Genomic DNA, 15,264 nt, shown 5'->3' with positions numbered 1-15,264 from the left:
GTTCGACACAAGATGTTGATGCTGGGGATCGTTAACCATCTAGGGATAGCCTTCAGGTCGATTCTGGGCTTGGATAGGTCCAGTCCTCTCCTCGATCCCAGTCCGGTGCCTGTCGCATGAACGCCCACGCCATCATCCGTCCCGGAACCCCCGGCCTGCTGACCCCCTCGGCGGCCTACAAGCCGTTCCGCTATCCGTGGGCGTTCGACATGTGGAAGAAGCAGCAGCAGGTCCACTGGATGCCCGAAGAGGTGCCGCTGGGCGAGGACTGCAAGGACTGGGCGGCGAACCTGAACGACAAGGAGCGCAATCTGCTGACGCAGATCTTCCGCTTCTTCACCCAGTCCGACATCGAGGTCGCCGACAACTACATGGAAAAATACGGTCGGGTGTTCAAACCGACCGAGGTGAAGATGATGCTGTCGTCCTTCGCCAACATGGAGACGATCCACATCGCGGCCTACGCCCTGCTGCTGGAAACCATCGGCATGCCCGAGAGCGAGTTCGGGGCCTTCATGGAATACGAGGCCATGCGCGACAAGCATGACTTCATGCAGACCTTCGGCGTGGACACCGAGGCCGACATCGCCCGGACGCTCGCCATGTTCGGCGGCTTCACCGAGGGGCTGCAGCTGTTCGCCAGCTTCGCCATGCTGATGAATTTCCCGCGCCAGAACAAGATGAAGGGCATGGGCCAGATCGTCAGCTGGTCGGTGCGCGACGAGAGCCTGCACTGCGACGGCATCATCAAACTGTACCATGCCTTCAACAAGGAAACGGGCGTGGTGACGAAGGCCGTGGCCGACGACATCGTCCAGTGCTGCGAGACCGTGGTGGGGCTGGAGGACAAGTTCATCGACCTGGCCTTCGAGGCCGGCGAGATCAACGGCATGACGCCCGAGGACATCAAGTCCTACATCCGCTTCATCGCCGACTGGCGCCTGCGCCAGCTCAAACTGCCCGAGCTCTACGGCGTCAAGGAAAACCCCCTGCCCTGGCTGCAGTCGCTGCTCTCGGGCGTCGAACACGCCAACTTCTTCGAGGCCCGCGCCACCGAATACTCGAAAGCCGCCACCACCGGCGCCTGGCACGGCGCCGACGGCGTCTGGGGAGAGTTCGACAAGCTGCTGGCCCGCCGCGACATGAGCATGGTGGCGGGGTGATGTAGGTCCCCTCTCCCGTCGGGAGAGGGCTTGAGCGCACGGCGGCGAAGCCGTCGTCCAGGCGCGAAAGGGTGAGGGTTTACGGTGCGAACCGTTGAGGGCGGAAGCCCTCATCCGTCCGCTTCGCGGCCACCTTCTCCCTATGGGCGAAGGAAAAAATAAGAATGACCGCCCCGATCAACACCGCCGTCATCGGTTTCGGCAACGCCGGGAAGACTTTCCACGCCCCGCTGGTCGCCGCCTGCCCCGACCTCAACCTCCTCACCATCGTCAGTCGCCGCCCGGACGACGTCCGCGCCGTCTACCCGGACGTCCGGGTCGTGCCCGATTTCGAGACCGTCCTCGTCGACCCCGACATCGCCCTCGTCGTCCTCGCCACGCCCGACGTCCTGCACGCGCCCCAGGCCGAGGCCGCGCTCAACGCGGGCAAGGCGGTCGTCGTCGATAAACCCTTCGCCACCACCCTGGCCGACGCCGAACGCCTGGTCGCCCTGTCCGCGCAGACCGGCCTTCTGCTGTCGGTCTTCCAGAACCGCCGCTGGGACGCCGACTTCCTGGCGCTGAGGGCCGAGATCGCCTCGGGACGCCTCGGCGACATCGTGACGGTCGAGAGCCGCTACGATCGCCACCGCCCCCTGGTCCGCGACCGCTGGCGCGAGAACGACGGCGACGGCGTCTGGCTGGACCTCGGCCCCCATCTGATCGACCAGATGCTGGTGCTGTTCGGCGCACCCGAAGCCGTAACTTGCGACATGGCCATCCAGCGCCCCGGCGGCCTGACCCCTGACTGGGTCCATGCCGTGCTGCGCTATCCGGACCGACGCGTCGTGCTGAACGCCGCCATGGTCGCCGCCGCCCCCGACGTCCGCTTCGCCGTCCACGGCACGAAGGGGTCCTGGCTCAAATCCGGCCTCGACACCCAGGAGGATCAGTCGAAATCCGGCATGATCCCCGGTGCCCCCGGCTGGGGCCTCGACCCCAACCCTGCGACCTTCGTCGACGGCGAGACCTTCGCGCGGTTTCCCGCCCCCGGCCCGGCTGGAAACTATCTCGACTACTACGCCGGGATCGCCGCCGCCCTGCGGGGCGAGGGTCCCAACCCGGTCCCGCCCGAAGAGGCCCTGCTCACCATGCGCGTCATCGACGCCGGCCTGCGCAGCGCCCGCGAACGTCGTGAGATCACCCTCTGATCACGTCCACCGCCAGGACCAGCCGTTCAAGATCGGCGGGGGTCGACAGCCGGTGATCCCCGCCCTCGATCAGGTCCAGCCGCACATCCCCGCCCGTCAGCCGCTCGACCAGTTCGATCGCATGGGTCCAGGGCACGGTCGCATCGGCCCGACCCTGAAGGATATGAACCGGCACCGTGATCCCGATGGGCCCGTCCAGCAGCATCCAGGCCTTGGCCTCCTCGAACATGGTCCGGGTCAGGGCATAGGTGCCCAGCCCTTCCTCGACCACCACGGTCTCACCATCCCTCAGGATCGCCTGCCGCTCATGATCCGCCAGCCCCGGCCACATCAGCCGCTCGGTGAAATCCTGGGCCGGATTGACCAGCACCAGCCCCGCCACAGCCTGCGGCCTCGCCAAGGCTGCCAGCAGGGCGATCCATCCCCCCATCGACGATCCGACCAGAACCACCGGCCCCGGGATACTGTCGATCACCGCCACCGCATCCTCGCGCCACCGCCCGATGGTCGCCGCCTTCCAGTCGCCGCTGGACCGGCCATGGGCGAAATGGTCGTACCTCAGGAAGGCCCAGCCCCGCGCCTTCGCCGCCGCCTCAAGCGCCAGCGCCTTGGTTCCCTCCATGTCGGACCGGAACCCGCCGATCCAGATCACCGTCGGCCCCTCCCCCGAGACCTGCTTGTAGGCCAGGGTCTCGCCGTCCGGCCGGCGGATAAAGCGGTGGGCGTCGTCGTTGTCGGCGTCGGTCAAGTCGGGTCCTGTCCAGTTCGGCGCGGTTGGCGATCCGGTCGCGGCTCGCGTATGAGCGCACCATGCCCGTAACCCCCCGCGCACCGATAGTCCTGTTCGTGACCTCCAACCGGATCGGCGACTGCGTGATCTCGTCCGGGATCATCCGCGAGATCGGCCGCCAGTTGCCGGGCGCCCGGATCACCGTCGCGGCCGGTCGCCCTCCCGCCCCCTTCTTCCGCTCCGCCCCCGGGGTCGTCCGCACCATCATCCTCGACAAGAAGAAGGCCGCCGGACACTGGCTCGATCTGTGGAAACAGGTCGTCGGCACCCGCTGGGACCTGGTCATCGACATCCGGGGATCGGCGCTCAGCTACCTGATCCCGGCGAAGCGGCGCGTGGTCTACAACCGGTCCTGGGAGACGGGCCTGCGCAAGGTCGAAATGGTCTCGCGCCTGATGGGATCGTCCACACCGCTCGACCCGGAGATCTGGCTGGACGCTCAGGCGCGCGCGCAGGCCGCCGCCGTCATCGACCCGCAATTGGCGATGGGCCCGGGGCCCGGCCCCATCCTCGCCCTCGCCCCCATCGCCCACCAGCCCGGCAAGAGCTGGCCCGCCGAGCGCTGGGGCGAACTGGTGGCGCGGTTGATGGCCGAGCCGCGCTTCGACGGCTGGCGCTTCATGCCCGTCGGCGGGCCCGGCGACCGCCCGCCCGCGACCTCGGCCCTCGAGACGGCCGGAGACCGCGCCATCGACTTCGTCGGCAAGGGCGACATCCTGGCCTCCGCCGCCGCGATCGATCGAGCAGCCCTGTTCGTCGGCAACGATTCCGGCCTGATGCACGTCGCCGCTGCCCTCGGTCGACCGACACTGGGTCTGTTCGGCCCGACCGAATGGTGGCTGTACGGCCCCTGGGGCCCGCGCACCCGCACCGTCGCCTCCAACGAGACGCGCGGCCAGTTCGCCCCGATCGAGGACCTGAGCGTCGATCATGTGTTCGATGCGGTGCTGGCCCTGCACGACGACTTCATCGGCGGGGCGGGGGCCTGAGCCCATCACCCCCGGCCTACACCGGTCCGCCTTGTAAATCGGCGTCTTCGAGCGCATATAGCGCCCCTTGGGGAACGCGGCGCCAGACCGCGCGCTGACCCCTGCACGACCGACGTTCAGACTATCCAGACCCTTCATCCACACAAGGAAACGACGCTCATTCGCCGTCCGATGAACCAGCCGCCCGTCAAGGATGGCCCCCCCATGAACCACGATATCCGCGCGCCGCGCGTTCTGCTCATCGATCAGAACGGCGAAAAGCAGGGCGTCATGCCGACGTCCGCCGCGCTGGAAGCCGCCGAAGAGGCCGGCATGGACCTGGTTCAGATCGTGTCCACCTCCGAACCGCCGGTGGCCAAGATCCTCGACTACGGCAAGTTCCGTTTCCAGGAGCAGAAGAAGAAGGCCGAGGCCAGGAAGCGCCAGAAGGTCGTCGAGCTCAAGGAAATCAAGCTGCGTCCCAACATCGACGTCCACGACTATGAGGTGAAGGCCAAGGCCATGCATCGCTTCTTCGACGAGGGCGACAAGGTCAAGGTGACCCTGCGGTTCCGCGGTCGCGAAATGGCCCACCCCGAGCTGGGCATGAAGCTGTTGAACAAGGTCCAGGCCGACTTCGACGAGATCGCCAAGGTCGAATATGCGCCCCGCATGGAAGGCCGCCAGATGATCATGATCCTGGCCCCGAAGTAGGACCGGATCACCGTCCGATCGATACAGACGCCCCGGCCCGCGCCGGGGCGTTTTTCGTTTGCGGGCCGGTCACCGCGCGTTACGGTTGCGTCCGGGTAGCGGGGGAGTTCGGGGATGATGGGTCGGTTCTGGCGAAGAACCCTGCTTTGTCTGGCGCTGGCGACGATCCCGGCGGCCGGGCCCGGCCTGGCGCAGCAGCCTGCGCCTCCGCCGCTGTCTGCCTACGGCGCCTTGCCGGGGACCGAACTGGTGCAGTTGTCGCCGTCGGGTGACCGGATCGCCTTCGTCACCGTGATCGGCGAAGAGCGGCGCCTGGCGATGGTCGACCTGACGACCGGCCGCCCCCTCGGCGCGATCGGCGTCGGCGCGGCCAAGGTCCGCGACGTGGAATGGATCGACGAGGAGCGGGTGCTGATCACCACCTCCAGCACCGAAACCCTGCATCAGATCGGCCTGGCCAAAAGCGAACTGTTCATGGGCCAGATCTTCAACATCACAAGCCGCCGCGTGGCCCGAATGCTGGTGCCGACCCGCAGTCTGTTTCCGGCCCTGTTGAGTTCGGTGCGCATCCGGACCGGCGACGACGGCCCCGAAATGTTCGTCAGGGCCCACTCGTTCCAGGCACCGGGCGCGCTCGATCTGTATCGCGTCGATCCCGACACCGGCGGTGCCCGCCAGGCCGAGGGCATGACCCGCGACACCGACGATTTCATTCTTGACGACGACGGACGCAGCCTGGTCCGCAGCATCTATGATGAACGGTCCCGGACCTGGAGCCTGCTGCTGCGCCAGAACGGCCGGTTCAACGAGACCTGGCGGGTCTCGGCACCGCTGGATCAGCCCGCCCTGGTCGGCCTGGGCATGTCCGGCGACAGCGTGATCGTCGCCGCAGACCGTCCGGACCTGCACCGCGAAGGCCGTGAGGACGCAGAGTTCTTCGACGTCAACATGGCCACCGGCACCTGGCGGCCCGTGCGGTTCGAGTTCGACCCGGAGAATCTGCTGTTCCATCCGGTTACCCGGCGGATGATCGGGGCCACCCGGGTAGAGACGACGGGACGCCGTTACGTTTTCGCCGACGAGTCAGCAGCGGTGCTGTGGGCCAGCGTCCAGCAGACCCTGCCGAACGTCTCGCCCGAACTGGTCAGTTGGAGCGACGATCTGCGCACGGTCGTGGTCTACACCGGCGGCCCCGGCGATCCCGGCGCCTATCGGCTGATCGACCTGGAGACGGCCGAGATGCGGACGGTCGGACGGGCCTATGCCGGTATCGCCTCCGACCAGGTGGCCCAGGTCCAGCCGATCGAGTTCGAGGCCGCCGACGGCCTGGATCTGCACGGCTATCTGACCACGCCACCGGGCGGTGCAAAGCGCAATCTGCCCCTGGTCGTCCTGGCCCACGGCGGGCCGGCCGGCCGTGACGTCCTGGGCTTCGGCTGGTGGTCACAGGCTCTGGCCTCGCGCGGCTATGCGGTGCTCCAGGTCAACTTCCGTGGCTCGACAGGATACGGCCGGGCCTTCATGGAGGCCGGCTACGGCGAATGGGGCCGCAAGATGCAGACCGACCTGTCGGACGGGGTTCGCCATCTCGCCGCCCAGGGGATCATCGATCCAGAGCGTGTCTGCATCGTCGGCGCCAGCTACGGCGGCTATGCGGCGCTGGCCGGGGCCACCCTGGATCCAGGCGTCTATCGCTGCGCCGTTTCGGTGGCGGGGGTGGCGGACCTGCGCGACATGGTCGCCTATGCCGCCGAGCGCGGCGAAAGGCGCGACAACAGCACCGTGCGCTACTGGAACCGGTTCATGGGCGGCGACGGCCCCGGTGACCGGTCGATGGACGCCCGCTCTCCGGCCCATCAGGCTGCCTCGGCCGACGCGCCGATCCTTCTGATCCATGGTCGCGATGACGTCGTGGTGCCGATCGCCCAGAGCCGGTCCATGGCCAGCGCCCTGCGTCGCGCAGGCAAGCCGCATGAATTCATCGAACTGGATGGCGAGGATCACTGGCTATCGCGGGCCGACACCCGCACCCGGATGCTCACCGAGACTGTTCGGTTCCTGGAGGCGAACAATCCTGCGCGCTAGAAACGGGGCCTCGAGCCAGACTCGGCTTGCCTTTGCGGGTGGTTTCGCCTACTAGCCGCGCCTTCGCCTACGAACCGCCGGGCTAATGGCATGCCTTGGCGGTTTTCGAACCGGGTTATCGTCTTCCAGGCTCAAGTAGCCCGAAGGGCGTTAGCCCCCTCAAAATGAGAGTGAAAATGCCGAAACTGAAGACGAAGTCGGGCGCCAAGAAGCGCTTTTCTTTCACTGCGACGGGCAAGGTAAAGTCCGGCGTTGCGGGCAAGCGTCACCGCTTGATCAGCCACAACTCCAAATACATCCGTCAGAACCGCGGCACCAAGGTCATGGCCGACGCCGACGCCAAGAAGATCAAGTCCTACATGCCCTACGCGTAAGCGTAGCGCAGCAGCACTGACCTCCACACCGCACCGTCGCACTGAACAGAAATCAGGAGTCCCTCAAGAAGTGAGCCGCCGCGCGGTGAACGTTAGGGACCCTTCCGAAGGAATAAAAACATGGCTCGCGTAAAGAGGGGCGTCGTATCGCACGCCCGCCACAAGAAGGTTCTCGAACAGGCCAAGGGCTTCTCGGGTCGCCGCAAGAACACCATCCGCACGGCCAAGGCCGCCGTCGACCGCGCCGGGCAATACGCCTATCGCGACCGTCGCACGAACAAGCGCAACTTCCGCGCCCTGTGGATCCAGCGTATCAACGCCGCTGCCCGTCAGGAAGGCTTCACCTACTCGCAGTTCATCCATGGCCTGGGCCTGGCCGGCATCGAGCTGGACCGCAAGGTTCTGGCCGCGATCGCCGCCGACGAAACCGGCTTCAAGGCCATCGCCGACAAGGTCCGCGCCGCCCTGGCGTAAGACTGTCCGGTCTGTCGATCTGAAACGCCCGCCCCGGTCTCCGGGGCGGGCGTTTTCGTGTGCGGTCTACCGCTCCATCACCAGACAGGTCGAGGTCGCCGTCGCATAGAGCTTGCCGTCCAGACCCCGCAGGTCGGCCTCGGAGAAGGCGGCGCGACGGCCCATCTGGACGATCCGGCCAACGGCACGCACCGATGTCCCGGCCGTCAGCGCCTTGTGGAAGACGGTCTTGAGCTCCAGCGTCGTATAGGCCTGGGTGGGACTGAGCATCGAATGGACGACGCAGCCGCAGGCCGAATCGAGCACCGTCGCCATCCAGCCGCCGTGGACCGTTCCCAGCGGATTATAGACGGCCCGGGTCGGCGTGGCCTCGAACACGACGCGACCTTCCTCGACCTCGATCAGCGAAAAGCCCACGGTCTCGGCGATCGGCGCGATCACGCCCTGGCCCGACATCGCCAGACGCAACTGGGCGATCCCCGACAGAGTGGCGATATCGGCTGTGGCGGAATCGGACACGGGCTCGCTCCGGAAAGGAAACGTCAGGTCCGTTTACAATAAGGACGCACCTGCAGGTGGCAAGCGATATCGTGCCGGCCTGCGCTCAAGCAGCGAGGCAGATCCTGTCCTCCGGCCGGTCGAGGATCGGACCGGGGGGCGAGCCGGGCGTTAGCGCACCGCGAAGCGGCCCGGGCTTAAAGCCCCGGCAGCTTGAACCCGCTGGAGCGGCGCGGCTGGATGGCGATGCCGGCGGTGTTGCCGGTCAGGGCCTGGAGCCGGGCGTTCTCGGTCGCGGCGTCGATTGTCACCGCACCGGTCGAGGTCTGGGCCGTGGTCGGGGCCTGGGAGGCCGCGTCGTCCTTGCGCCAGAACATGACGCGGTTGGCGAAGCTCTCTTCCTTGTGGGTCAGGTCACCGAACTCGTCGTCGACGACGTAGCGGGCCAGAGGATCGGCCCGGTCGGCGCCGGCGGCGGTGACCAGGGCCTGTTCACCCGGCGTGCGGGTGATCGACTGGCGCTGACCCAGCAGGATCTGGCGAGCCGCGCTCTCGGGGGCCAGTTCCTGGGGCCGGGGCTGGCCGGGCGACGGCGGGCGCAGGCCGTACTCCGGCGGCACGCTGAGCGGGGCGGTCGAGACGGTGACGAACTCGTCGGGGACGACCTTGGTCAGGCCGATCGACTGGCGCATCCCCTGGCAGGCGCCCAGCGACAGGGCGGACACGGCCAGCAGGGAAACAATCCCGGTACGGACGAGGGTGCGGGTGGTCATCATGGTTCGCTTCGGTTCCGGCCCGACTGATGCGGGTTTGCGCAGATCGAAATGGCAAAGAGCGGTTGATTACGCCTTTTCGTGGGCCGCGCCAACCTGAGCCGTCTTTCGCTCCGACAGGACGCTGTCGAGGATCAGCAGGATGACGCCCACGGTGATGGCGCTGTCGGCGACATTGAACACCCAGGGGAACAGGCCCGTCGACGAGAAGTCGATGAAATCAATGACCCAGCCGAAGCGGATCCGGTCGATCGCATTGCCCAGCGCCCCGCCGATGACCAGGCCGATGGCGGTGATCAGCAACCGCCGGTCCGCCTGGGTCGCCCACCAGGCCAGACCCGCTGCGACCGCGACCGAAAAGACGCTCAGCAGCCAGCGCGCCTCGCCCCCGCCGAACAGGCCGAAGCTGACGCCCTGGTTCTGGACGAAGGTGAACTTCAGGACGCCCGGGATGACGACACCGAACAGATAGCCCTCGGGCACCATACGAATGTCATCGACCCCCGCCGCACTCATCAACCAGGCCTTGGTCAACTGGTCCAGAACGATGATCACCAGGGCGAAGCCATAGGCGGCCCAGGCGATGCGGGGGATATTCAGACGCGGGGTCGGGGTCGAAACTGTCATGCGGCGTGCTGGTTAGCAGGGCCGTCGCGGTACGACCAGACCACTAGCGTTTGGTGAACCGCTTGGCGTCGGCGGCCAGGCTGGAGCCCCAGTCGGACTGTTCCTGCGCCGGCTCCGCATGGAACGGCAACTCGCCGGCGATCCCGCGCAGCGCCAGCGCCAGGGGCAGGGCCAGGTGCGGCAGCAGACGCAGCGGCTTCCGTCGCTTGTCGGTGACGTCCCACCCCTCGGCCTCGAACGCCTCGGCCATATCGGCGGGCGACAGGGTTTCGATTCCGTCCCAGTCGTCGGGGCGGACGGTCGCCTCCGCCGCATCCAGCGAAAGACCGAAGACGGCCACCGACAGGGCGTCGATCTCGTCGCGACCCTCCGGCACATCCGGGTCGGCAAAGCGCGGCTTCATCAGCGCCTTGAGTTCCAGGTCGTCGACGCCGGGCAGGTCTCGGAGGGTTCGCAGGGTCATGCGTCACGATACCGCCCGATCGCGGACGAGGCCAGCGTCGCCGAAATCCGCAGCCTGATCAAACATTACACCGACGTAACTTTGCGATCCGCCCCGCGTTGATACGGTCGGCGATCGTCGCCTTCGGAGTTCCCCCCATGATCCGTCCCGTCCTGTCGCGCACGCTCGCCGTGGGTTGCTCCGTCCTCGCCCTGAGCTTGGGTCTCGCCGCCCCAGCCTTGGCGCAACAGTCTTCCGCCCGGCTGGAGGCCCTGACGCCGCCGCCACTGGAATATGCGCACCGGACCCTTGGCAACGGATTGAACGTCTATTCCATGCCCGACCCGACGGCCGGGACCGTCACCATACAGGTCTGGTACGACGTCGGCGGCAAGGACGATCCGCAAGGCCGTTCGGGCTTCGCCCACCTGTTCGAACACATCCTCAGCCGAAAGACCGTCAACCTGCCCTACGGCATGATCTCGACCATGGTCGAGAACGCCGGCGGCACCCGCAACGCCTCCACCAGCCAGGATTTCACCAACTACTACGAGACCGTCCCGCCCCAGTATCTGGAGCAGATGCTTTGGACCCATGCCGAGCGGATGGCCCGCCCGGTCGTCGATCAGGCCGTGTTCGAGGCCGAGCGGTCGATCGTCAAGGAAGAGCTGCGCCAGAACGTCCTGGCGCCCCCCTATGGCCGGTTCGGGCGGTTCGTGATCGGCGACAATTCGTTCGACGACAGCATCTACCGCCGCTCCGTCATCGGCTCGATCGAGGAGCTGGATTCGGCCCAACTGTCCGACGCCCTGGCCTTCCACGAGGCCTATTACCGCCCCGCCACCGCGACCCTGATCGTCTCGGGCAATTTCGATCCGGCCCAGCTGGACCGTTGGGTCGATCAGTATTTCACCGACATCGACAACCCCCAACGCCCGGTGCCGCAGTTCGCCCGCCGCCCGGTCGCACCCCGCACGGCCCCGCGCTCGGTCGTGGCCTATGCGCCCAACGTGCCCCTGCCCGCCGTCGCGGCGATCTATCAGGGCGTGGCCGATTCCAGTGCCGACACCGCTGCACTGGAAGTCCTGTCGGCGGTCATGTCGCGCGGCGAGAGCTCGCGGCTGTACAAGGCGCTCGTCTATGACGAGCAGCTCGCCTCATCCGCCTTCCTGAGCGCTCAGGGCCAGGAAGAGGCCGGGTCGATCATCGCCCAGGTCATCGTCGCGCAAGGCAAGGCCGTCGAGGACGCCGAGGCCGCGCTTAACCTCGAACTGGACCGCATCCGCAACGAACCCATCACGGCCGCCGAACTGGCCGAGGCTCAGACCGAGATCCTCGCGTCGGACCTGCGCCAGCGCGAGACCGCGTCCGGCCGCGCCTTCATCCTTGGCCGCGTGCTGATCGCCCAGAACGACCCCAAGGCCGCTGACGAGCGGATCGCCGCCATCAAGGCCGTGACCATCGCCGATGTCCAGCGCGTCGCCCGGACCTATCTGAACGAGAACGCCCGCGTATCGGCCCGCTATCTGGATCAGAGCCAGGCCCCGGCCGGCACGCCCTCGTTCGACGAACAGACGGGCTGGCGCAACCCCGCCCCCATGCCGGCCTTCCTGACCGTGCCCCCGGCCATCCTGCCGCCCAACGAACTGCTGCCCGAGGGCCAGCGTCAGGCCGCGCCAACGCCCGTCGCCGCGCGGCCGATGGCGGCCCCGGTGATCGCCGAGCGCACCCTGTCGAACGGACTGCGGGTCATCGTCGCCCGGTCCACCGACCTGCCCATCATGAACGCCCAGCTCGTCGTCAACGGCGGCGCGGCGGGCGATCCCGCCGACCGGCCGGGCCTAGCCTCCATGACCGCCGCCCTGGCCACGCAAGGTGCCGGTGGCCGCACGGCACCCGAGATCGCCTCGACGCTGGAGGCCCTGGGGGCGAACATCGGCGGAGGCGCAGGCGCGGATTCCACCAGCCTGTTCGTCTCGGCCCCGACGGCTTCCGCCGATGCCGTGGGCGCCGTCCTCGCCGACGTGGTCCAGCGCCCGACCTTCGATCCGGCCGAGGTCGAGCGCTCGCGCACCCGCGCCGTCAACGCCCTGCGCGTCGCCCTGCGCCAGCCCGGCCCGATCGCGTCCCAGGTCCTGGCCCGCGTGGCTTACGGCGACGCCGCCTATGGCGCGCCGGCCGGGGGCACGATCGCCTCGCTCGGCGCCCTGACCCGCGACGAGATCGTCGCCTCTCACCAGCGCTGGTGGCGGCCCGACAACGCCGCCCTGATCATCACCGGCAACATGACCGCGGAGGAAGGCTTCGCCTTCGCCCAGAAGACGCTCGGCGGCTGGGCCAAGCCTACAGGCGCGGTTCCGACCACTCCGACCCGCGCCGCTGCTCCCCTGCCGCCCCGCGTGATCGTCGTCGACCTGCCGGGTTCAGGCCAGGCGGCGGTGACGGCGGCGGTCCCCGGCCCGCGCCGGGGCGACCCGGCCTTCTATCCCCTGTCGGTCGCGGGTGCCGTGATCGGCGGCGGCCAGAACGGTCACCTGTTCCAGGAGGTCCGCGCCAAACGGGGCCTCAGCTACGGCGCCTATGCCTCTGTCGCCGCGCGCCGTGACGGTGGCCTGCTGACCGCCACCACCCAGACCAAGAACGAAAGCGCGTCCGAGGTCGTCGATCTGGTCCTGGCCGAACTCGACCGGCTGGTCACCGAACCGGTCACCGAGACGGCGGTCAAGGATCGCGAGACCTTCCTGACGGGCGGCTTCTCGCGCGGCATCGAGACGACGGGGGGCCTCGGCGGTTTCATCGCCGACGCGGTGACCTACGGCCTGCCGCTCGACGAAAGCACCGCCTATGCCGGCAAGATCGAGGCGACGACGCCCGAGAGCCTCCAGGCCGTGGCCCGGTCCACCCTCGGGGCCGAGCGCGCCTATGTCGTGGTGGTCGGCGAATCGTCGATGTTCGTCGACCAACTGCGCGTCAAACACCCCGACCTGGTGATCATCCCGTCGTCGCAACTGGACCTTGGGTCGGCGGGGCTGGGGGTGCGGTAACCCCAATTTCGCTCATCCCGGCGGATGCCGGGATGAGCGGAGATGATTTTAGCCCTTCGGCAAACCCTCCAACTGCCCGCGCAGCATTTGCAGGATGGCCGAGAAATCGCGCCCGCCGTAGCCCAGACCGTTAAACAGCTGGAACAACGCCTCCGACTGCGCCCCCAGCGGCGTCGAGGCCCCCGACTTCGCCGCCGCCTCCTGGGCCAGCTTGAGGTCCTTCAGCATCATGCCGGTAGCGAACCCGCCGTCATAGTTGCGGTTGGACGGCGCCGTCGGCACCGGCCCGGGCCAGGGGTAGTAGCTCGACACGCTCCACGACTGCCCCGACGACTTCGACGCGATGTCGAAGAATTTCACGGGATCCAGCCCCAGCTTCTCGGCCAGGGCCACGGCCTCGCAGGTCCCGATCATGGTGATACCCAGGATCATGTTGTTGCAGATCTTGGCCGCCTGCCCCGCGCCGTGGTCGCCCGCACGCATGGTGACCCGGCTCATGGGCTCCAGCGCCGCCTCGATCCGGGCGAACTCGGCCTCGTCGCACCCGACCATGAAGGCCAGGGTCCCGGCGTCGGCCGCCACCGTCCCGCCCGACACGGGCGCGTCGGCAAAGACGTATCCCGCCTCGGTCGCCAGCCCCGCCACCTTCCTCGCCGTGTCCACGTCGATGGTCGAGCAGTCCAGCAACAGGGCCGAACTCGGCGCCGCCCCGATGATCTGTTCCGAATAGACCTTCAACACGTGCGGCCCGGCGGGCAGCATAGTGATAACCACCTCGGCATCCCTAACCGCCTCGCCGACCGAGGCGACCGGCGTACATCCCGCTGCCTTGGCCCGATCCAGCGCAGCCTGCGACAGGTCGAACGCGGCCACCTCATGCCCCGCCTTCGCCTGGTTCGCGGCCATCCCGCCGCCCATGTTGCCCAGGCCGATGAATGCGATCTTCATGGTCGTTCTTCCCTGTGTTCTCGGATGCTTACTGGCGAAGCATTTCCCGCGCGGTGATGACCCGCATGATCTCGTTGGTGCCTTCGAGGATGCGGTGGACCCGCAGGTCGCGCACGATCCGCTCCAGCGGATAATCCTTCAGGTATCCGTACCCGCCGTGCAGTTGCAGGGCCTCGTCGGCGATCTGGAAACAAGCGTCGGTGGCCAGCCGCTTGGCCATGGCGCACCATTTGGTCTTTTCCGGATGGTCGGTGTCGATGGCCCAGGCCCCGCGCAGGACCATCAGCCGCGCGGCCTCCAGGTCGGTGGCCATGTCGGCCAGTTTGAACTGGGTGTTCTGGAACTCGGCCAAGGCCTTGCCGAACTGCTTGCGGGTCGAGACGTAGTCCTGCGCCGTCTCCAGCGCCAGTCGCGCCCCGCCCAGCGAACAGGCGGCGATGTTCAGCCGCCCGCCGTCCAGCCCCATCATCGCATAGCGGAAGCCGTCACCTTCCTTGCCCAGCAGTTTGGCCGCCGGAATGCGACAGTCGTCGAACTGGACGATGGCGGTCGGCTGGGCGTTCCAGCCCATTTTCTTTTCCTGGGCCCCGAACGAGAGGCCGGGGGCATCCTTGTCGACGACGAAGGCCGAAATGCCCTTGGGGCCCGGTTCGCCGGTGCGGGCCATGACCACATAGACGTCCGATGTTCCGGCGCCCGAGATGAAGGCTTTCGACCCGTTCAGGACCCATTCGTCGCCCTGCAATACGGCGCTGGTCCGCATCGCCGCCGCGTCCGAGCCCGAGCCCGGTTCGGTCAGACAATAGGAAGCGATCTTGTCCATCGTCACCAGTGACGGGACATAACGGCCGCGCAGATCATCCGACCCGAACCGGTCCACCATCCAGGTCGCCATATTGTGGATCGAGATGAAGGCCGCGACCGAGACGTCGCCTCGCGCCAGTTCCTCGAAGATCACCGCCGCCTCGACCCGGCCCAGCGCCAGGCCGCCGTGCTCCTCGCCCGTGTAGATGCCACAGAACCCCATCTCCGCCGCCTGACGCATGACATCGACGGGGAAATGCTTGGCCTCGTCCCACTCCGCCGAGTCCGGCAGCAGCAGGTCCTGGGCGAAGGCCCGCGCCGCGTCCTGAATGGCGCGCTGGTCGTCGTTGAGGGCGAAGTCCATCGGCGA

Annotated in this window: 15 protein-coding genes; 8 read left to right on the top strand and 7 right to left on the bottom strand. The window is 67.6% G+C overall.

All coding sequences use genetic code 11. The annotated features are described in order from the left end of the window. Window positions 1–116 precede the first annotated feature (116 nt). Together O5K39_RS05920 and O5K39_RS05915 are read left to right on the top strand one after the other, a co-directional pair. Window positions 117–1,163 (top strand): ribonucleotide-diphosphate reductase subunit beta, encoded by a 1,047-nt coding sequence (locus O5K39_RS05920; RefSeq protein ID WP_271146355.1) that lies wholly within the window; start codon window positions 117–119, stop codon window positions 1,161–1,163. Between the two features lie 164 nt (window positions 1,164–1,327). Continuing rightward, entirely contained in the window at window positions 1,328–2,353 is a 1,026-nt protein-coding gene (locus tag O5K39_RS05915; protein WP_271146354.1) for an oxidoreductase, read from the top strand. Here the strand turns inward: O5K39_RS05915 and O5K39_RS05910 are convergent. After that, entirely contained in the window at window positions 2,343–3,101 is a 759-nt protein-coding gene (locus tag O5K39_RS05910) for an alpha/beta hydrolase (protein ID WP_271146353.1), read from the bottom strand. The genes O5K39_RS05915 and O5K39_RS05910 overlap by 11 nt on opposite strands. Before the next feature lie 62 nt (window positions 3,102–3,163). Here O5K39_RS05910 and O5K39_RS05905 point away from each other — a divergent pair, with 62 nt between their 5' ends. The 5 genes from O5K39_RS05905 (at window position 3,164) to rplT (ending at window position 7,758) form a co-directional block, all read left to right on the top strand. After that, entirely contained in the window at window positions 3,164–4,132 is a 969-nt protein-coding gene (locus O5K39_RS05905; protein WP_271146352.1) for a glycosyltransferase family 9 protein, read from the top strand. A 171-nt stretch (window positions 4,133–4,303) separates the two neighbouring features. Then, window positions 4,304–4,825 (top strand): translation initiation factor IF-3, encoded by a 522-nt coding sequence (gene infC, locus O5K39_RS05900; RefSeq protein WP_271146351.1) that lies wholly within the window; start codon window positions 4,304–4,306, stop codon window positions 4,823–4,825. 114 nt (window positions 4,826–4,939) lie between these two features. Further along, the gene (locus O5K39_RS05895; protein WP_271146350.1) at window positions 4,940–6,910 is read left to right on the top strand and encodes a S9 family peptidase; all 1,971 of its coding nucleotides are present in this window, start codon (window positions 4,940–4,942) and stop codon (window positions 6,908–6,910) included. Between the two features lie 176 nt (window positions 6,911–7,086). After that, complete coding sequence (rpmI, locus tag O5K39_RS05890) at window positions 7,087–7,284, top strand: 50S ribosomal protein L35 (protein ID WP_131250811.1); 198 nt, start codon at window positions 7,087–7,089, stop codon at window positions 7,282–7,284. Window positions 7,285–7,404: 120 nt separating this feature from the next. Next, the gene (rplT, locus tag O5K39_RS05885) at window positions 7,405–7,758 is read left to right on the top strand and encodes a 50S ribosomal protein L20 (protein ID WP_271146349.1); all 354 of its coding nucleotides are present in this window, start codon (window positions 7,405–7,407) and stop codon (window positions 7,756–7,758) included. Window positions 7,759–7,824: 66 nt separating this feature from the next. Here the strand turns inward: rplT and O5K39_RS05880 are convergent, their stop codons facing one another. From O5K39_RS05880 to O5K39_RS05865, 4 genes are all read right to left on the bottom strand, one after another. Next, complete coding sequence (locus tag O5K39_RS05880; protein WP_271146348.1) at window positions 7,825–8,277, bottom strand: PaaI family thioesterase; 453 nt, start codon at window positions 8,275–8,277, stop codon at window positions 7,825–7,827. 176 nt (window positions 8,278–8,453) lie between these two features. Beyond that, entirely contained in the window at window positions 8,454–9,029 is a 576-nt protein-coding gene (locus tag O5K39_RS05875) for a DUF3035 domain-containing protein (protein WP_271147110.1), read from the bottom strand. 69 nt (window positions 9,030–9,098) lie between these two features. Further along, window positions 9,099–9,656 (bottom strand): signal peptidase II, encoded by a 558-nt coding sequence (lspA, locus tag O5K39_RS05870; RefSeq protein WP_271146347.1) that lies wholly within the window; start codon window positions 9,654–9,656, stop codon window positions 9,099–9,101. A gap of 43 nt (window positions 9,657–9,699) precedes the next feature. Then, a complete protein-coding gene (locus tag O5K39_RS05865) occupies window positions 9,700–10,119 on the bottom strand; it encodes a hypothetical protein (protein WP_271146346.1) in 420 nt (139 codons plus the stop codon). A gap of 137 nt (window positions 10,120–10,256) precedes the next feature. Here O5K39_RS05865 and O5K39_RS05860 point away from each other — a divergent pair, with 137 nt between their 5' ends. After that, window positions 10,257–13,142 (top strand): pitrilysin family protein, encoded by a 2,886-nt coding sequence (locus O5K39_RS05860; RefSeq protein WP_271146345.1) that lies wholly within the window; start codon window positions 10,257–10,259, stop codon window positions 13,140–13,142. Window positions 13,143–13,190: 48 nt separating this feature from the next. Here the strand turns inward: O5K39_RS05860 and mmsB are convergent, their stop codons facing one another. Together mmsB and O5K39_RS05850 are read right to left on the bottom strand one after the other, a co-directional pair. Then, window positions 13,191–14,222 (bottom strand): 3-hydroxyisobutyrate dehydrogenase, encoded by a 1,032-nt coding sequence (gene mmsB / locus O5K39_RS05855; RefSeq protein ID WP_271147109.1) that lies wholly within the window; start codon window positions 14,220–14,222, stop codon window positions 13,191–13,193. Continuing rightward, window positions 14,119–15,258, bottom strand: a complete 1,140-nt coding sequence (locus O5K39_RS05850; protein WP_271146344.1) for an acyl-CoA dehydrogenase family protein — start codon at window positions 15,256–15,258, stop codon at window positions 14,119–14,121. Before O5K39_RS05850 ends, mmsB begins: the two co-directional genes overlap by 104 nt. Between the last annotated feature and the right edge of the window lie 6 nt (window positions 15,259–15,264).

It is taken from the genome of Brevundimonas sp. NIBR10 (assembly GCF_027912515.1).
Lineage (GTDB): Bacteria > Pseudomonadota > Alphaproteobacteria > Caulobacterales > Caulobacteraceae > Brevundimonas.
This window is presented reverse-complemented; position numbering and strand designations above follow the sequence as displayed.